General features: G+C 66.9%; 20 protein-coding genes. 16 read left to right on the forward strand and 4 right to left on the reverse strand.

Annotated features, from left to right (window positions below; all coding sequences use genetic code 11):
• Window positions 1–2 precede the first annotated feature (2 nt).
• From SJY12_RS11520 to SJY12_RS11530, 3 genes are read left to right on the forward strand one after another with little or no spacing between them, the layout of a single operon-like run.
• Window positions 3–1,298 carry an NADH:flavin oxidoreductase/NADH oxidase family protein gene (locus SJY12_RS11520; RefSeq protein WP_397505421.1) on the forward strand — a complete coding sequence of 432 codons (1,296 nt, stop codon included), beginning with the start codon at window positions 3–5 and terminating at the stop codon, window positions 1,296–1,298.
• Between the two features lie 32 nt (window positions 1,299–1,330).
• On the forward strand, window positions 1,331–1,693 hold the full coding sequence (locus SJY12_RS11525) for a hypothetical protein (RefSeq protein ID WP_348347315.1): 363 nt from the start codon (window positions 1,331–1,333) through the stop codon (window positions 1,691–1,693).
• A gap of 52 nt (window positions 1,694–1,745) precedes the next feature.
• Window positions 1,746–2,045: a hypothetical protein gene (locus SJY12_RS11530; RefSeq protein WP_397505422.1), complete on the forward strand. Its 300-nt coding sequence runs from the start codon at window positions 1,746–1,748 to the stop codon at window positions 2,043–2,045.
• Window positions 2,046–2,114: 69 nt separating this feature from the next.
• Here SJY12_RS11530 and pyk read toward each other — a convergent pair whose 3' ends face one another.
• Window positions 2,115–3,581, reverse strand: a complete 1,467-nt coding sequence (gene pyk, locus SJY12_RS11535) for a pyruvate kinase (RefSeq protein ID WP_397505423.1) — start codon at window positions 3,579–3,581, stop codon at window positions 2,115–2,117.
• Window positions 3,582–3,630: 49 nt separating this feature from the next.
• Here pyk and SJY12_RS11540 point away from each other — a divergent pair, with 49 nt between their 5' ends.
• The 4 genes from SJY12_RS11540 (at window position 3,631) to SJY12_RS11555 (ending at window position 5,617) form a co-directional block, all read left to right on the forward strand.
• Entirely contained in the window at window positions 3,631–3,945 is a 315-nt protein-coding gene (locus SJY12_RS11540; protein ID WP_397506704.1) for a DUF1244 domain-containing protein, read from the forward strand.
• Window positions 3,946–4,029: 84 nt separating this feature from the next.
• Window positions 4,030–4,266, forward strand: coding sequence for a DUF2312 domain-containing protein (locus tag SJY12_RS11545; protein ID WP_050601763.1), 237 nt, complete (start codon window positions 4,030–4,032; stop codon window positions 4,264–4,266).
• Between the two features lie 73 nt (window positions 4,267–4,339).
• Window positions 4,340–5,215, forward strand: a complete 876-nt coding sequence (locus SJY12_RS11550; RefSeq protein WP_082850761.1) for an SDR family oxidoreductase — start codon at window positions 4,340–4,342, stop codon at window positions 5,213–5,215.
• An 84-nt stretch (window positions 5,216–5,299) separates the two neighbouring features.
• The gene (locus tag SJY12_RS11555) at window positions 5,300–5,617 is read left to right on the forward strand and encodes a heavy metal-binding domain-containing protein (protein ID WP_050601844.1); all 318 of its coding nucleotides are present in this window, start codon (window positions 5,300–5,302) and stop codon (window positions 5,615–5,617) included.
• Here the strand turns inward: SJY12_RS11555 and SJY12_RS11560 are convergent, their stop codons facing one another.
• Window positions 5,618–6,328: a type II CAAX prenyl endopeptidase Rce1 family protein gene (locus SJY12_RS11560; protein ID WP_397505424.1), complete on the reverse strand. Its 711-nt coding sequence runs from the start codon at window positions 6,326–6,328 to the stop codon at window positions 5,618–5,620. It abuts the gene before it with no gap.
• 92 nt (window positions 6,329–6,420) lie between these two features.
• Between SJY12_RS11560 and SJY12_RS11565 the strand changes: the two genes are divergently transcribed.
• The 5 genes from SJY12_RS11565 to SJY12_RS11585 all read left to right on the forward strand — a co-directional run bounded on the left by SJY12_RS11565 (window position 6,421) and on the right by SJY12_RS11585 (window position 11,716).
• Window positions 6,421–7,167, forward strand: coding sequence for a YebC/PmpR family DNA-binding transcriptional regulator (locus SJY12_RS11565; protein ID WP_050601765.1), 747 nt, complete (start codon window positions 6,421–6,423; stop codon window positions 7,165–7,167).
• A 117-nt stretch (window positions 7,168–7,284) separates the two neighbouring features.
• Window positions 7,285–7,752, forward strand: a complete 468-nt coding sequence (gene ruvC, locus SJY12_RS11570) for a crossover junction endodeoxyribonuclease RuvC (RefSeq protein ID WP_063513106.1) — start codon at window positions 7,285–7,287, stop codon at window positions 7,750–7,752.
• A 147-nt stretch (window positions 7,753–7,899) separates the two neighbouring features.
• Entirely contained in the window at window positions 7,900–10,257 is a 2,358-nt protein-coding gene (locus SJY12_RS11575; RefSeq protein WP_397505425.1) for a TonB-dependent receptor, read from the forward strand.
• A 95-nt stretch (window positions 10,258–10,352) separates the two neighbouring features.
• Window positions 10,353–10,703, forward strand: coding sequence for an ArsC family reductase (locus tag SJY12_RS11580; protein WP_397505426.1), 351 nt, complete (start codon window positions 10,353–10,355; stop codon window positions 10,701–10,703).
• Window positions 10,682–11,716, forward strand: a complete 1,035-nt coding sequence (locus SJY12_RS11585) for a glycerophosphodiester phosphodiesterase family protein (RefSeq protein ID WP_397505427.1) — start codon at window positions 10,682–10,684, stop codon at window positions 11,714–11,716. The genes SJY12_RS11580 and SJY12_RS11585 overlap by 22 nt, the downstream gene beginning before the upstream one ends.
• Here the strand turns inward: SJY12_RS11585 and ubiG are convergent.
• Complete coding sequence (gene ubiG / locus SJY12_RS11590; protein ID WP_397505428.1) at window positions 11,697–12,467, reverse strand: bifunctional 2-polyprenyl-6-hydroxyphenol methylase/3-demethylubiquinol 3-O-methyltransferase UbiG; 771 nt, start codon at window positions 12,465–12,467, stop codon at window positions 11,697–11,699. The two genes, SJY12_RS11585 and ubiG, sit on opposite strands and share 20 nt — an antisense overlap.
• 53 nt (window positions 12,468–12,520) lie before the next feature.
• On the opposite strand from ubiG, the gene SJY12_RS11595 reads away from it, so the two are divergent.
• Window positions 12,521–13,801, forward strand: a complete 1,281-nt coding sequence (locus SJY12_RS11595; RefSeq protein WP_050601771.1) for an aspartate kinase — start codon at window positions 12,521–12,523, stop codon at window positions 13,799–13,801.
• Complete coding sequence (gene purT, locus SJY12_RS11600; RefSeq protein ID WP_397505429.1) at window positions 13,798–14,958, forward strand: formate-dependent phosphoribosylglycinamide formyltransferase; 1,161 nt, start codon at window positions 13,798–13,800, stop codon at window positions 14,956–14,958. Before SJY12_RS11595 ends, purT begins: the two co-directional genes overlap by 4 nt.
• A 6-nt stretch (window positions 14,959–14,964) precedes the next feature.
• Here purT and SJY12_RS11605 read toward each other — a convergent pair whose 3' ends face one another.
• Window positions 14,965–15,501 (reverse strand): DUF2306 domain-containing protein, encoded by a 537-nt coding sequence (locus tag SJY12_RS11605; protein WP_348030924.1) that lies wholly within the window; start codon window positions 15,499–15,501, stop codon window positions 14,965–14,967.
• 158 nt (window positions 15,502–15,659) lie between these two features.
• On the opposite strand from SJY12_RS11605, the gene SJY12_RS11610 reads away from it, so the two are divergent.
• Window positions 15,660–16,469, forward strand: coding sequence for a LytTR family DNA-binding domain-containing protein (locus SJY12_RS11610; RefSeq protein WP_397505430.1), 810 nt, complete (start codon window positions 15,660–15,662; stop codon window positions 16,467–16,469).
• Between the two features lie 41 nt (window positions 16,470–16,510).
• Window positions 16,511–17,527: a nitronate monooxygenase family protein gene (locus SJY12_RS11615; RefSeq protein ID WP_160766373.1), complete on the forward strand. Its 1,017-nt coding sequence runs from the start codon at window positions 16,511–16,513 to the stop codon at window positions 17,525–17,527.

Consider the following 17,527-nt stretch of genomic DNA (forward strand, 5'->3'; position numbering starts at 1 on the left):
TCATGGCCGTGACTTTGGGATCCGAGCTGGAACTGCCGTGCGGCGCCGTGCTGCCCAACCGGCTGGCGAAGGCCGCGATGACCGAGGGGCTCGCCACTCCCGACGGACGCCCCACGCCCGAACTCGAGCGGCTTTACGGGATCTGGGCCGATGGTGGTTCGGGCATGCTGCTGTCGGGCAACATCATCGTCGATGCCGACCATCTCGAACGGCCCGGCAATGTCGTGATCGAGTGCGAACCCGATGCCGACATGCAGGCGCGGCTGGCCCGCTGGGCGCAGGCGGCAACCCGGCAAGGCAATCACTTCTGGGCGCAGATCAGCCATGGCGGCCGCCAGACGCAGAAGGTGGTCAATCCGCACCCCAAATCCTCTTCCGACGTCGCCTTGGCGCTCCCCGGGGGGCAGTTCGGCAAGCCGACGCCGCTGACAACGGCGGAAATCGCCGATCTGGTCGCGCGCTGGGCCATCGCGGCGCGCGCGTGCAAGGATGCGGGTTTCACCGGCGTGCAGGTGCACGGGGCGCATGGCTATCTGGTGTCGCAATTCCTCTCGCCGCGCGTGAACCGGCGGACCGATGAATATGGCGGCAGCCTGGAAAACCGCGCGCGGTTCCTGCTCGACATCGTCGCCGCGGTGCGCGCGGCCGTGGGGCCAGGGTTCCCGGTCTCGGTCAAGCTCAACAGCGCCGACTTCCAGAAAGGCGGGTTCGATTTCAGCGACAGCCTGAAGGTGGTCCGCTGGCTCGAGGCGGCTTCGGTCGATCTGATCGAGATTTCGGGCGGCACCTACGAACAGCCCAAGCTGCTGGGCGTGGCCGGTCAGGAAGCCGAGGACGAACAGGTCGTCGCGCCCTCGACCGCGGCGCGCGAGGCCTATTTCGTCGATTTCGCCAAGGCCATGCAGGCCGAGGTTTCGGTCCCGCTGATGGTCACCGGGGGCTTTCGCAGCCGCGCGGCGATGGAGCAAGCGCTGACCAGCGGCGCGGCCGATGTGATCGGCCTGGGCCGCCCGCTCTGCGTCGATACCGATGCACCCGCACGGCTGCTCGAAGGCGCGGAGCAGCTGGCACGATATGAGGACGACCTCGATCTGGTGCCCGAATGGCTCGGCTTCCTGAAGCGCTTCCAGATGGTCAAGGCGATCAGCGGTTTCGCCGGAATCTACTGGTTCTACCAGCAGCTCTGGATGCTCGGGCACGACGGGCGCGTCGATCGCGACTTCCCCGTGTTCAAGGCCTTCCGCCTGGTCGATGCGCGCGGCAAGCGGATCATGAAAGAGCGCGCCGCGGCCTTGTAGCGCGCGCTCCGGCTCCCCAGTTCTTCGCGGTCATGCTTGCTTACCTCTGCCGATGGCCCCTGCGCCTGTGCGCCGCGCTGCTGCTGGCAGTGCTGTGCGCGCAGGCACTGCCGCATCAGCCGATCTCGCCCGATCGCGGGCGCGGCGCGGTGTTCAGCGCAGCCACGGCGGATGTCACGCTGCCGCCGGGCGAGGGCGAGACGGCGCAGGTCTGCACGCTCGCGGCGCCATGTCCCGACAAGCGGCTGGCCGATGCCGCTGCACTGCCGCCCCTGGCGCTGGCGGCGGCGCCTGCAACACCCCAGCGCTGGGCGGCGCATCGCGTTCGCGGCCCGCCGCTGCGCCCCCCGCCGCGGTCCATCGCCGACCCCCGCGGACCCCCGCACCTGATCTGAATCGCCACGCGTCCCACCGGGCGCGCATTCCCGTTCAGACAGGACAAGACAGATGACTATTCCAACCGACGGCGGCTCTGCCGTCCACGACCGCTTCGACCGGATCGAAGCGCTGCTGCACCGCTATCCCGCCATCGCCGAGACCGAGCGCGCCGAGCTGAAACGCTGGTTTACCAAGGAGGCGACCGCCTTCGAGGTCGCCAGCCTGTCGAGCAAGGACGAGCTGCGCGCGAACTATCGCGCTTTCCGTGCCGAACATGTCGACCGGCTGACCACGGCCGAGCTGGCCGCGATCATCATCGCCGCCGTGGTGCTGCTGGGGGCGATCGCTTTCGTTGCGCTGAGCGGCTGAGCGGCTCAGCGGCTGAGCGGCTGGGCAAGCGGCGGCAGGCGGGGCAACGCGCGCCCGCCTGCCGCGGCATCAGCCGCCGTGCTTGTCGAGCTCGTCGCCGCTCACGGTCACCACATGCATCAGATTGGTCGATCCCGGCGTTCCGAAAGGCACCCCGGCCAGGGCGATCAGCTTGCTGCCTGCAGCGCTGAAGCCGTGGCGCAGCGCCATGCGCTTGCCCTTGGCAATCATTTCCTCGAAACTGCCGATGTCCTTGGTCGCCACGGCATGCGCGCCCCACAGCAGGCCCAGCCGGCGCGCAGTCTTCATGCTCGGCGTCAGCACCAGCATCGGCACGCTGGGCCGTTCGCGCGCCACGCGCCGCGCGGTCGAACCCGAACCGGTGAACACGGTTATTGCGCTGATCGGGACCGTATCGGCCACCGTCATGCAGGCATGCGCCAACGCATCGGCGGTGGTCGCATCGGGCGGCGTGTCGAGGAAACGCACGCGGTCGAGATAGGCTTCGTCGGCTTCGACCTGCCGTGCGATCTTGTGCATGATCGTGACCGCTTCCTCGGGCCAGTCGCCCGCCGCGGTTTCGGCCGACAGCATGACGCAATCGGCCCCGTCATAGACCGCATTGGCCACGTCGGAGACTTCGGCGCGCGTCGGGGCGGGGCTTTCGATCATGCTTTCGAGCATCTGCGTCGCAACGATCACGGGCTTGCCCTTGAGCCGCGTCGCATTGACGATCTTCTTCTGCAGCGGCGGGACTTCCTGCGGCTCGAGCTCGACGCCCAGGTCGCCGCGGGCGACCATGATGCCGTCGCTCATGTCGATGATTTCATCGAGCCGGTGCACTGCCATCGGCTTTTCGATCTTGGCGCACAGCGCGCCGTAGCCGCCCATCAGCTTGCGCGCCTCGGCAAGGTCTTCGGGGCGCTGGACGAAGGACAGGCCGATCCAGTCGACCCCCTGCGCCATGGCGAAGGCCAGATCCTTGCGGTCCTTGTCGGTCAGCGCGGGGATCGGCACTTCGGCATCGGGCACGTTGACGCCCTTGCGGTCGGAAATGACCCCGCCGACTTCGGCCGAGCAGAGAATTTCGTTTTCGTCCGCGCGGATCACCCGCAGGCGGATCTTGCCATCGTTGATCAGTAGCCGCTGGCCCTTGGCGAGCAGGCCGAACAGTTCGGGATGCGGCAGCTCGACGCGCGTGTCGTCGCCGGGTTCGGGATTGCGGTCGAGCGTGAAGTGGCCCGAATGCCGGATGACCGCTTGCCCGTCCTTGAACTTGCCCACCCGCAGCTTGGGCCCCTGCAGGTCCGCAAGGATCGCGATCGGTCGCATGAACTGCTTTTCCAGCGTGCGGATCGTTTCGATCGTCTGCGCGTGATCGGCATGCTCGCCATGGCTCATGTTGACGCGGAAGGCGTCGACCCCGGCCTTGAACAGCCGGGCGAGCATTTCGGGAGAGCGGCTGGCGGGGCCGACGGTTGCGAGGATCTTGACCTTGCGGCCACGAGGATCGAGCTTGGGGGCGGATTTGGCCATGGACATCGCCTATGGCAGCGGTGTGCGACAAAGCAAGGACGATACGATCATGACGACGAATGCACACGATGCGCTCGATACGCTGCCCGATGCCGTAGCGGCAGCGGCCTTCCGCCGGCTCGTGCGGCATTTGCAGCACCGCCACGACGCGCAGAATATCGACCTGATGGGGCTATCGGGCTTCTGCCGCAATTGTCTGGCCGACTGGATCCGCGACGCGGGTTTCGAAGGCGACAAGGCGGCCGCGCGCGCGCTGATCCACGGCATGCCGCAGGAGGAATGGAAGGCCACCCGCCAAGCGCCCGCGACCGAGGAACAGCTGGCGCGGATGGAGGCGAGCATTGCGAAAAATCGCGTGGAGTAACGAGTCGGCGCCTTCACCCTGCATCGCCTGATGGCTATCGCACCGCCAACCGATTCTCATTTCTTACCGGAGCACACCCCGAACATGGCCGAAGCCACCGACGACCGCCTGCGCCTGCTGATCGAGCGTATCGAGCGCCTCGAGGAAGAGAAGAAGGGCATCGCCGACGACATTCGCGACGTGTACGCCGAATCCAAGGCGGTCGGGTACGATACCAAGATCATGCGCCAGATCATCCGCCTGCGGAAGATGAAGCCCGACGAGCGCAGCGAACAGGAAACCATCCTCGATACCTACAAGGCCGCGCTCGGCATGGGTTGAGGCCTGGCTGCGGCGGGCTGCCGGAACGGGGCGGGAAGCTGCTGTGTTGGTCGGGTGAAAGGAGTTTTCACCCATGGCCGATCCGCAGCATGTCGATACCGCATTCGTCGAGGAAACCAGCGAGGAGCCCCGCATGCCGGGGCACGAAAGCGCGCTGGATCGCCAGCCTCAATGGCAGCCGCGCTACCCCGGTTCGGGCCGTCTCGCAGGCAAGGTGGCGATTGTCACCGGCGGCGATAGCGGCATCGGCCGGGCCACTGCCGTGCTGTTCGCGCGCGAGGGTGCGAAGGTCGCCATCGCCTATCTCGAAGAGCATGACGATGCGCGGATCACCCGCGAAGCGTGTGAGGCCGAGGGCGCCGAAGTGCTGCTGTCGGCGGGCGATTTGGGCGATCCCGACCATTGCCGCGGATTGGTCGATGCGGTGATCGGCAAATGGGGCCGGCTGGATGTGCTGGTCAACAATGCCGGCGAACAGCACCCCGACGAGGACGTGACGGATATCACGGCCGAGCAATTGCAGCGCACCTTCCAGACCAACATCTTCTCGATGTTCTACCTCGTCCAGGCGGCACGCCCGCACCTGCAGCGTGGTGCGGCGATCGTGAACTGCACCAGCGTGACCATGTACAAGGGCGCGCCGATCCTGCTCGACTACAGTGCCACCAAGGGCGCGATCACCGCCTTCACCCGCTCGCTGTCGGAAAACCTCGTGGCGGACGGCATCCGGGTCAATGCGGTCGCCCCGGGGCCGATCTGGACCCCGCTCAATCCCTGCGGCGGCCAGCCGCCCGAGAACATGGACGATTTCGGCGAGGATACGCCGATGGGGCGTCCGGGCGAGCCCAACGAAGTGGCCCCCGCTTTCCTGTTCCTCGCCTGCGATGACAGTTCCTACATGTCGGGACAGGTGCTGCATCCCAATGGCGGGATCGTGGTCAACGGTTGACCTGACACGCTGGCGTAATATCTGTCTAACACAGCTCAAGTGAGGAGACAGAACATGCCCAGCCCCTGGAAAGACGCGCGCGGGATCACCGTGACCACCACGCCCACGATCGAGGGCAAGCCGATCCAGGAATATCTCGGCATCGTCACCGGCGAGGTGATCGTGGGCGCGAACCTGTTCCGCGACCTGTTCGCCAATATCCGCGATATCGTCGGTGGCCGCTCGGGCAGCTACGAGCGGATCCTGCGCGATGCACGCGAGCAGGCGATCGAGGAACTGCAGGCCGAATGCGGCTCGCGCGGGGGCAATGCGGTGGTCGGGGTGGATCTCGACTACGAGGTCATCGGCGACACCGGCTCGATGCTGATGGTCAGCGCCAGCGGGACTGCGGTCAAGGTCTGATCAGGCCGCGCTGCTGGCCGCCAGCACCAACGCGATGATCGCGCCATTGTGGAGCATGTGCAGCAGCACGCTTGCCCACAGGCCGTAGTGCACGCGCGCATAGCCCAGGATCGTGCCGGTCACGAATTGCGGCAGGACCAGCGGCAGTGCGGTGGCCAGCTGGTCGGCGGGGAAATTGGTCAGGTGCACCAGCGAAAAGCCCAGCGTGCTGAGCCAGAACAGCGCTGGGAACAGGCGCCTGAACCAGCCGATCGTATTGCGATGCCGCAAGCGGTAGACGACCGCCAGCGCCACCAGCGTGCCTGCCGCCAGCGCGACAATCCCGGCCGTCGCCAACGCCGCGCCGAAAAAGGCCATGGCTGCCAGCCCCGCCACCATGGCAGCCAGGGCCCCCGCCAGCAGGCCGAAGATATGCCCGGGGCGGCCCGACAGCCAGCCGCGAAAGGCGATTTCCTCGGTCAGCGGGGCGATCACCACCACGGCCAGGATGATCCCGGTGCCGATTTCCATTCCGGCGAGCGCGGTTTCCGGCAAGCTCACCCCGGCGGCCATCACCGCGCCTGCAACGCCCAGCAGCGCGGCCATGACCAGCAGGTCCAGCAACACCAGCCAGACGACCGCGCGCAGGCCGGCCGCCTGCGGCAGCGGGGCCCGCTCGGGGAGCGTCGGGCGCTTCAGGAAGGCGGCAAACCGCCGCCATTCGCCGCGCATCGAATTCGCGGGCGCAAGACTTGTCGTTGCGGCGTGCATGAGGCTAAGGCGACCCTCTGATTCCAACCATTTCAGCTACGCAAAGCGAAACCATGGCCGGCCATTCCAAATTCAAGAACATCATGCATCGCAAGGGCGCGCAGGACAAGAAGCGCAGCGCGATGTTTTCCAAGCTCAGCCGCGAAATCACCGTGGCGGCGAAAATGGGCATGCCCGATCCCGACATGAACCCGCGCCTGCGGCTGGCCGTCAATGCCGCCAAGGCGCAGTCGATGCCCAAGGACAACATCCAGCGCGCGATCGACAAGGCCAGCGCGCAGGACGGCGAAAGCTACGAGGAAGTGCGCTACGAAGGCTACGGCCCGGGCGGCAGCGCGATCATCGTCGAGGCGCTGACCGACAATCGCAACCGCACCGCCACCGCCGTGCGCACCGCCTTTTCGAAGAACGGCGGCAATCTGGGCACCGAGGGTAGCGTTGCGCACGGCTTCGACCGGCTGGGCTTCATCTTCTACCCGGCCGAGGCCGGCGGCGAGGAAAAGGTCCTCGAAGCGGCGATGGAAGCGGGCGCGGAAGATATCGCCTCGAGCGATGATGGCCACGAAATCTGGACCGCCGCCGAAGACCTGCACCAGGTCGCGGCCGATCTCGAGAAGGCGCTGGGCGAGGCCGAGACGGTCAAGCTGGCGTGGAAGCCCAACCTGACCGTCGACATGGACGAAAAGAACGCGAGCACGCTGCTCAAGCTGATCGACGCGCTGGACGACGATGACGACGTGCAGACCGTGTGGGGCAATTACGACATCTCCGACGAGGTGATGGAAAAGCTGGACAGCTGACCTGGCGCGAATGGGCCTTGGCCGGCGTACTGGGCGCCGCATTCCTGCTGGCCCTGGCCTGGCGGCTCGGCTGGCGCATCGGCCTGCCGGGCTGACACGGCGCGGGGGCCAAGCCGCATGGCGCTGATCCTTGGCCTTGACCCTTCGCTCAGTTGCACCGGCTGGGGCGTGATCCGCACCGAGGGGTCGCGCATCGTGCATATCGCCAATGGCCAGGTACCGACCGACGCCAGGGCCCCGATGGCGGCGCGGCTGGCAGGCCTGCAGGCGGCGCTGGCCGACGTCATCGCCGCGCACCGGCCCGACCGCGCGGCAGCCGAAGAAGTCTTCGTCAACAAGAACCCGCAATCGACGCTCAAGCTGGCGCAGGCGCGCGGCTGCGTGCTGGCCGCTTGCGGGGCCGCCGGGCTGGCGGTCAACGAACATGCCGCGCGGCTGGTCAAGAAGGCCGTGGTCGGCACGGGCGGGGCGGACAAGACGCAGGTGCAGGCCATGGTCAAAATCCTGCTGCCGGGCGTGCAGATCGCCGGCGCCGATGCCGCCGATGCGCTGGCTGTGGCGATCGCCGACGCGCATCTGGCCTAGACTGCGGATTTCGCGCGCCGCAGGCGCGGCCGCCCGCTGTCCAAAAGCTGTCCCAATTCCTTCTTATAATTGAAAGACTTTCGCCGCCGGTGTGTCACAAGGCGGGGCTAGGCGCGTTGCAATTCAATCCAACGACAGGGGCCTTCCATGACATTTCCTGCTCTTCGCAGCGCCTTGCTTGCTTCCATCGCTCTCGTTCCCGCTCCGCTGATGGCGCAGGAGGTGGCCGCCGCGGACCAGCCGGCCAGCAGCACCACGATCATCGTCACTTCGCAGAAGATCGAACAGCGCGCGCAGGATGTCCCGATCACCATTTCGGCAGTGACCGGGGACCGGATCGAAGAACTCGGCGTGTCGGATCTGGACGAGCTGTCGAACTATGTTCCGGGGCTCAACATCCAGGAGCAGAGTGCCAACAACCCCGGCATCGTCATCCGCGGGATCACCTCGGATTCGGGCTCCTCGCAGCAGGGCCCGCGCGTCACGCTCTATTACAACGGCGTCGACATCTCGCGTTCGCGCGGGTCGTACCAGGCGATCTACGATCTCGAGCGGGTCGAGGTCATCAAGGGGCCGCAGGCGACGCTGTTCGGCACTGCCTCGGCGGTCGGCGCGATCAGCCTCGTCTCGGCGCGTCCGCGCGCAGGCTTCTCGGGCGAGATCACCGGCGGCTACGGCAATTTCGACCAGACGCTGCTGGGCGGGTATCTCAGTGCCGGCTCGGACGTGCTGGCCGGGCGTATCGCCTTCGAATGGCGCCAGCGCGATGGCTATGTCGAAAACCTCAACCCGGGGCAGGACGAAGAGCTCTACGCGCAGGACCAGTTCGGCGTCCGCGCCTCGCTGCGGTACACGCCGAGCATGGACCTGACGATCGACCTGATCGGCACCTACGACCAGCAGCGCAATGGCGGTACGCCCTTCATCTCGGGCACGCTCCCGGCCTTCGCCGGCGCACCGGGCGGGCCGGGCAATGCTTTCGAGGATGCCAATCTTGGCGGCTATCCGGCGGGTGCCGCCAGCCTTGGCAACGACCAACTCGGTCTCGATCGCGAAGTCTACGATCTCAACCTGACCGCCGCCTACGAATTCGGCGACAATTGGACCTTCACCACGGTCAATGGCTATCGCGAGTTCGACAGCGCCGAAGTGTTCGATGCCGATGGTTCGGCCGCGCCGTTCCTCGAGTTCGCCGAAATCGCGCAGGGGCACCAGTTCAGCCACGAAGGCCGGTTCAGCTATGCGGGTTCCGCGCTGCGCGCGTCGTTCGGCTGGAATTTCTTCACCGAGGACGGGTTGCAGAACGTGCCCTTCGCAACCGAGGAAGGCACCTTCCTCCAGTGCCTGACCAGCCTGTTCGGCGCACCGCTGATTGCGGGTATTCCCTGTGTCGCGCCCGATGGCAGCGTGCCCGCGACCGGAGTGACGGCGCTCGCCACCAACGGCGCCGCAAACGCGATCCCCTATGCGTCGGTGTTCGAGAACCAGGGCCGGAACGAAGCCTATTCAGTATTCGCCGACGTCACCTTGCTGGCGACCGACAGTCTCGAGCTGACTGCCGGCGCGCGGCTGCTCGAGGAAAACCGCAAGTCGGCCTATCGCAGCAATGTCCCGGACGCGGTGCTCAGCGGCGCGCCGCTGATCCCCGGCCAGATCGACACCGGCGGGCGCCTGTTCTCGGCCGAGGACAATTTCTCGGCGCTGCTGCCGCGGTTCAATGCGCTCTACCGGATCAGCAACGACGCCAATGTGTTCGCGACCGTGTCGAAGGGCCGCCGTTCGCCGGTCGTCCAGATGGGCGCGCGTGTCGACGATGCCGGGAACGTCGTGCCGAACCGGCAGGACATTCCGGAAGAGACGGTGTGGAACTACGAGGCCGGGCTCAAGCTTGCCACCGGCAGGGTCTCGGGCTCGCTGGGCGTCTATTACCAGGTCTATGACAATTTCCAGGTCTCGGTCGAGGAACTGGACGCCAACGGCAACCCGACCGGCAGCTTCGTCACGCGGAGCGCGGGGGCGGCTTCCAACCTCGGCGTGGAAGCCGAGATCGCGGTCGAGGCCACCGACTGGCTCAGCTTCTTCGGCAATGTCGGCTATATCGACGGCGGGATCGACGAGGACAACAGCTTCGCCCCCGAGTTTTCGGGTGCGCGTTTCCGCCTCCAGCCCGAATGGCAGGCGGCGGCGGGCTTAACGGTCGATTATCCGCTGGGCGGCGGGGCACGGCTGTTCGCCACCCCCAGCATCACGCATCGCAGCCGGATCTATTTCGAAGTGCCCAACAGCGACGTGACCTCGCAAGGCCCGGTCACGCTGGTGAATGCGCGTGCGGGGGTGAGCTTCGCCGACGACCGCTACGAGATCGCCGGGTTCATCCGCAATGCGTTCAACGAGGAATATCTGCTCGATGCGGGCAATACCGGCGGGGCCTTCGGCATCCCGACCTTCATCCCGGCGGAACCGCGCTTCTTCGGCGTCCAGCTGACCGCGCGCTTCGGCGACTGATTTGACAGCGCCGCCGGGGTTCGCGCCCCGGCGGCCTGTTCAAGCGCTGCGCAAGCCGTTAGCGAGGCGCGTTCCAACCAGAAGCGGGCAGATCAGTGACTGAGACTATCCTTTACGGCATTCCCAATTGCGACACGGTCAAGAAGGCGCGCAAATGGCTCGATGCGCAGGGCGTCGATTACGCATTCCACGACTACAAGAAGCAGGGCGCCGATCCGGCCAGGCTGGCCGCATGGATCGAAACGGCGGGGGTCGATACCGTGCTCAACCGCCGCGGGACCACTTGGCGCAAGCTGCCCGAGGCCGACAAGGCCGATGTCGATGCGGCGAAGGCCGTCCAATTGCTGCAAGACAATCCGTCCATGATCAAACGCCCGATCGTCGAAGACGGCGGGGCCCTGCTGGTCGGTTTCAAGGAAGACGAATGGTCCGCGCATTTCTCCTGATCCTCGCGGCACTCGGTGCCGTCCCCGCGACTGCTGCGGTCGAAGGCGACTTTCTCGTCATCGCGCATCGCGGCGCCAGCGGCGAACGGCCCGAGCATACGCTGGCGGCCTATGAGCGCGCGATCGACCAGGGCGCGGACTATATCGAGCCCGATCTCGTGGCGACGAAGGACATGCGGCTGGTCGCGCGGCACGAGACCGAGATCGGCGAGACGACCGATGTCGGCGCGCGCGAGGAATTTGCCGATCGCAAGCGCTCGAAGACGATCGAGGGGCGGCTGGTGACCGGCTGGTTCGCCGAGGATTTCACGCTGGCCGAATTGCGCAGCCTGCGCGTGAAGGAACGCCTGCCCGGATTGCGCCCGGCCAATGCGCGGTTCGACGGGCTCTACCAGATTCCGACCTTCGAGGAGATCGTGACGCTCGTGCGTGCGAAGGAAGCCGAGACCGGCCGCGCGATCGGTATCTACCCCGAACTCAAGCATCCCACCTGGCTGCTGCAGGAAGAGGGAATCGACACGGTCGATCTGCTCGCCACCGCGTTGCGCAAAGCCGATCTCGACGACGCCGATGACCGGGTCTTCGTGCAGGCGTTCGAAATCGGCCCGCTGCAGCGGCTGGACGCGCTGGTCGAAAGCCCGCTGGTGTTGCTGATCGCCCCCACCGCCGGCCCCTATGACGAACCTGCGATGAGCTGGGCCGAGATCATGACTCCGACGGGGCTGGCGCAAGTCGCCACCTATGCCGACGGGATCGGGCCCTATCTGGGCCATGTGCTGGCTGCGGACGGAAGTCCGACCGCGCTGATTGCCGATGCGCATGCCGCCGGGCTGCAAGTTCACCCGTGGACGCTGCGCAAGGAGAACGCCTTCCTCCCGCTCGCGCTCCGCCGGGGCACTGCCGAAGGTGCGCCGGGCGATCTCGCCGCGCTGGTGGGAATGGTCGTGGCGGCAGGGGCCGATGGTGTCTTCACCGACGATCCCGCGCTGGTGCTCAGCGCGCTCGGGCGGTGACGATGTAGTTCAGCGACAGATCGCCGGACAGGTGCAGCCCCTTGGCGGGCGAAAAGCCGATCCCGCGCGGTTCGCTCATGTCGAGGCCCGCTTCGTCGAGCAGCGCGTCCAGTTCTTCGGGCGTGATGAAATCGTCCCAGTGGTGCGTGCCCTTGGGGATCAGTCCGATGCCTTCCGCCGCACCGATCATCAGCAGGCGCGATTGCGGCGTGCGGTTGGGGGTCGACAGCACCATCAGCCCGCCGGGCGCCAGCCGGCCGGCAAGCGCTGCCACGAAGGCGGCTTTGTCGGCGACATGTTCGATCACTTCCATTGCGGTGACCAGGTCGAAGCTGCCGATATCCAGCGCGCCGACCTCGCCCGCGATATAGCGGATATCGAGATCCGCGCCTTCGGCATGCACTGCCGCAGCCGCGGCGTTCTCGGGCGCGGCATCGACGCCGGTGACATCCGCCCCCAGCCGCGCCAGCGGTTCGCACAGCAATCCCGCACCGCAGCCGACATCCAGCGCGGTCTTGCCCGCCAGCGGTTGGCGCGCCTCGATGTCGCCTGCCCAGTGCAGGTCGATCGCCTCGCGCAGGAATTGCAGCCGCACGGGATTGAGCCGGTGGAGCATGGCCGAAGAGCCCTTGGGGTCCCACCAGTCCTTGGCGAGCCTGCCGAAATGCGCGGCTTCGTCGGCGCGGATCGTTGCGCCCGAAATTGTGCCGGCCGAAGTATTGCTACGCGGCTGTGTGGTTGCATCGCTCATGCCCTCTGGCTAGCAGCCTAGCTCGACGCATTCCAGCACGGAGACCTCTACGCTTGGCCCGTATCGTGATGAAATTTGGCGGCACCTCGATGGCCGGGACCGAACGCATCCGGCGCGTGGCCAATATCGTGCGCAAGCAGCAGGCGCGCGGGCACGAGGTCGCGGTGGTGGTTTCGGCGATGGCGGGCGAGACCGACCGGCTGGTCAATTTCTGCCGCGAAGCCAATGCGCTCTACGACCCGGCGGAATACGACGTGGTGGTGGCCAGCGGCGAACAGGTCACCAGCGGGCTGCTGGCGCTGACGCTGCAGTCGCTCGGTTGCCAGGCGCGCAGCTGGCTCGGCTGGCAGATGCCGATCAACACGATCGAGGCGCATGCCAAGGCGCGGATCGACAGCATCGATGCGGACGCGCTGATCGCCAGCATGGAGCGCGGCGAGATCGCCGTGATCCCCGGCTTCCAGGGCCTCTCGGGCGAGGGCCGGCTGACCACGCTGGGCCGCGGCGGGTCGGATACGTCCGCCGTGGCGGTGGCTGCAGCCATTGGCGCGGATCGCTGCGACATCTATACCGATGTCGACGGTGTCTATACCACCGACCCGCGGATCGTCGCCAAGGCGCGCAAGCAGACCGCGGTGACCTATGAGGAAATGCTCGAACTCGCCAGCGTCGGGGCCAAGGTGCTCCAGACACGCTCGGTCGGGCTGGCGATGAAAGAGGGCGTGCGCGTGCAGGTCCTCTCCAGCTTCGTCGGCGACGACGCGGTTCCCGCAGACGAATACCCCGGCACGATGATCGTGTCGGAGGAAGAAATGAACGCACTGGTGGAGAAAGGCGATATGGAACGCCAGCACGTGACCGGCATCGCGCATGACAAGAACGAGGCCAAGGTGATCCTCACCCGCGTGCCCGACAAGCCCGGCGCGGTGGCCCACATCTTCGAGCCGCTCGCCGCGGCGAGCATCAATGTCGACATGATCATCCAGAACGTCGGCCGCGACAAGGGCGAGACCGACGTGACCTTCACCGTGCCGCAGGCCGACCTCGCCCGCGCGCAGGCGCTGCTCGAGGACAAGCGCGACGACATCGGCTACAACCGCCTGATCACCGACAGCAAGGTCGCCAAGATCAGCGTCGTCGGCGTCGGCATGAAAAGCCATGCGGGTGTCGCCAGCACGATGTTCAAGGCGCTGGCCGACCGCGCGATCAACATCCAGGCGATCACCACCAGCGAGATCAAGGTCAGCGTGCTGATCGACGAGGACGAGACCGAACTAGCGGTCCGCGTGCTCCACACCGCTTATGGGCTGGACGCTGCCGACGAGGCGGCATGAGCCACACCGCCCGGATCCTCCTGCTCGGCTCCGGCGAGCTGGGGCGCGAGTTCGCGATCTCGGCCAAGCGGCTCGGCGCCTATGTCATCGCCTGCGACGCCTATGACGATGCGCCCGCCATGCAGCTGGCCGATGCACGCGAAGTGTTCTCCATGCTCGATGGCGACAAGCTGCGCGAGGCGGCCGAGAAGCACCGGCCCGATTACATCGTCCCCGAGATCGAGGCGATCCGCACTTCGGTACTGGCCGAACTGGAGGAGGAAGGCTTCACCGTCGTGCCCTCGGCGCGCGCCGCGCAGCTGACGATGAACCGCGATGCGATCCGCGACCTTGCGGCCAATGATCTGGGCCTTGTCACCTCCCGATACCGCTACGCGAAGAATTTCGAGGAAGTGCAGGCCGCCGCGCAGCACACCGGGCTGCCCTGCGTGATCAAGCCGGTCATGTCGTCCTCGGGCAAGGGCCAGTCGACCGTGCGCGACGCGGCCGAGCTCGAAGCGGCCTGGGCCTATGCCTGCGCCAACATGCGCGGCGACCGCCAACGCGTGATCGTCGAGCAATTCGTCGATTTCGATTACGAGATCACGCTGCTGACCGTGCGCCACAAGGACGGCATCAGCTTCTGCCCGCCGATCGGCCACCGGCAGGAACGCGGCGATTACCAGGAAAGCTGGCAGCCCACGCCGATGACCGACGCGGCGATCGCCAAGGCGCAGGACATGGCGCGCACAGTGGTCGACGATCTGGGCGGCTACGGCCTGTTCGGGGTCGAGTTTTTCGTGAAGGGCGAGGACGTGATCTTTTCCGAGCTTTCCCCGCGCCCGCACGACACCGGAATGGTCACGCTGGTCAGCCAGAACCTTACCGAATTCGACCTCCATGCCCGCGCGGTGATGGGGCTGCCGGTTCCGCCTGTCCTGCGCGCACGCCCCGCCGCCAGCGCGGTGATCCTCGCCGAACGCGACAGCGCGGCGCTGGGTTACGAAAGCCTCGCCGAGGCGATGGGCGAGGGGGCCGACATCCGCATCTTCGCCAAGCCCACCAGCCGTCCCTACCGCCGCATGGGCGTGGCGCTGGCCACCGCGGGCGATACCGACGAAGCGCGCCGCATCGCGCGCGAGGCGGCGCACAAGGTCCGCATCACCTACGGCAACTGATCAGCCTCAGCCCAGCAGCATCACGTTCATCAGCCGCCCGGGCAGCAGGAAGGCCGCGAGCCCGGGAAAGACCAGTCCGGTGACATAGGTAAAAACGAGCTGCCGCTTGTGTGCCGGGATGTTGCCACGCCGTGCGGTCGCCACCGAACGCCAGGCCGAGAAGATCGTCAGCGGGATGAAGACATGGATCGGGCCGTAGCCGCCGCCCGAAGTGATGAAGATCGCCGAAAAGGCGGTCACCAGCATCAGCGCGAGCCAGATCTTGCCCAGCAGCCTGTGCCGCGCATCGCCCTTGCGCGTCAGCAGCACATAGGCGCCCAGCGGGATCGCGGGGATAACTGCAACCACATGCACCGCGATCGCGGCATGGCGCAGATGCGGCAATTCGGGAGTCATGCCGGCAAGCGCGCGGCCGATCGCGATGACGCAGAGCAAGGTCATCACGGTCCCGATGGTGGCCACCAGCGCGCGGCTGGCCGGACCGATATCGAATGCGGACGGGCGGCGGGGGGCGGGCGGCGCGGACAGCGGAAGTGCGAACATTGTCTGGGTCTCCAGGCGGGTGGTTTCGTCCCCTTGGTGGCAGCGCGCCGCTGGCGGGCAAGCGGGCTTGCGCAAAGGGGCCGACCGCTTCGCGAAAGGACGGGAAATCGGGTGTTTGACCACTTTACGAAGCGCGAACGGGCACTAGTCTGCAGGATATGGAACAGGCCCGCCCCGCTGCAGCGCGCATTGCTCGCAAGCTGGTGATCGACCTGTCGGTCATGACCGCGGTCGGGCTGGTGCTGGCGATCATCGGCCCCTTCGGGACGGCCGCCGCGCCGCTGGCATGGCGGCTGGTGAGCTGGATCGGGCTCGCCTGGCTCGGCTATGCCTTCTACCGTCCGCTCGCCCCGCTGGTCGCCTGGCTGCACCCGCGGCTCGAGCTGCCCCGCGCCGGCCTGTGGATCGGCTTGACCATGCTCGCCACGGTGCCGCTGACGGCAGCGATCTGGACGATCGAATTCCTTCCCGGGCCGGTTCCCGCGCCCACGCTCGAACAGGCGCTGCTGGCCTATCTCAATGTGCTGGCGATCGGGGCCAGCGTCACCGTCGTCTTCTACCTGCTCGAACGCGGCCGGCCGAAGGCGGCGGCGCACGACGCGATGGCCCGGTCCGTCGCCGCGAGCGACGTGCAAAATGCCCCGCAGGGCGAGCCGCATTCCGCATTCCTGCAGCGCCTGCCCTCCGAGCTGGGAAGCGACCTGATCGCGCTCGAGATGGAAGACCACTACGTTCGCGCGCATACCATGCTCGGCTCGGACCTCGTGCTGCTGCGGCTGCGCGATGCGATCGCGGAACTCGACGGGATCGAGGGCGCGCAGGTCCATCGCAGCTGGTGGGTGGCCCGCGATGCGGTCGAAGGCATCGAGCGCGAAGGGCGCAAGCTGCGGCTGCTGTTGCCGCGGGGGATCGCGGCGCCGGTCGCGCGCAGCCGGATGAGCGAACTGGGCGCGGCCGGCTGGTTCTAAGCATCTTGCCGTTGCCCCGCGCGCGCCGTAAGCGCCGCATCATGACGACCTATCCCAAGACCGCCCGCCTGATGCAGCGCGGCGCAGATTTTCTCGGCAGCGAAACCGCGATCCTGTGCGGCGCGATGAGCTGGGTGTCCGAACGCAATCTGGTGTCGGCGATTTCGAACGCCGGCGGCTTCGGCGTGATCGCCTGCGGGGCGATGACCCCCGAACTGCTCGATCGCGAGATCGCCGCAACCCGCGCGCTGACCGACAAGCCCTTCGGCGTGAACCTGATCACCATGCATCCCGACCTGTTCGAGCTTATCGCCGTGTGCGAGAAGCACGCCGTGGGCCATGTCGTGCTGGCGGGCGGCATCCCGCCCAAGGGCAGTGTCGAGGCAATCAAGGGCGGCAAGAACCCCGCCAAGGTCATCTGCTTCGCGCCCACGCTGGCGCTGGCCAAGAAGCTGCTGCGCTCGGGCGCCGATGCGCTGGTGATCGAGGGCATGGAAGCGGGCGGCCATATCGGCCCCGTATCGACCAGCGTACTGGCGCAGGAAATGCTGCCCGAACTGGCCGAAGACCATCTTATCTTCGTTGCCGGCGGGATCGGCCGCGGGCAGGCGATCGCGGGCTATCTCGAAATGGGTGCGGCGGGCGTCCAGCTGGGCACGCGTTTCGCCTGCGCGCAGGAAAGCATCGCCCATCCCGATTTCAAGAAGGCCTTCTTCCGTGCCAGCGCCCGCGACGCGGTGGCCAGCGTCCAGGTCGATCCGCGCCTGCCGGTGATCCCGGTCCGCGCGCTGAAGAACAAGGGCAGCGAGGAATTCACTGCCAAGCAGCGCGAGGTCGCGGGGACGCTCGACCGCGAGGAAATCGCGATGAACGAGGCGCAATTGCAGATCGAGCACTACTGGGCCGGCGCGCTGCGCCGCGCAGTGATCGATGGCGATGTCGAGACCGGTAGCCTGATGGCGGGGCAATCGGTCGGCATGCTGAAGGAAGAAGAGCCGGTCGCGGCCATCATCGAGAAGCTGATGTCGCAAAGCGAAGAGGCGCTTACCCGCCGCTGA

It is taken from the genome of Qipengyuania sp. R86523 (assembly GCF_044596365.1).
Classification (GTDB): Bacteria; Pseudomonadota; Alphaproteobacteria; order Sphingomonadales; family Sphingomonadaceae; genus Qipengyuania; species Qipengyuania citrea.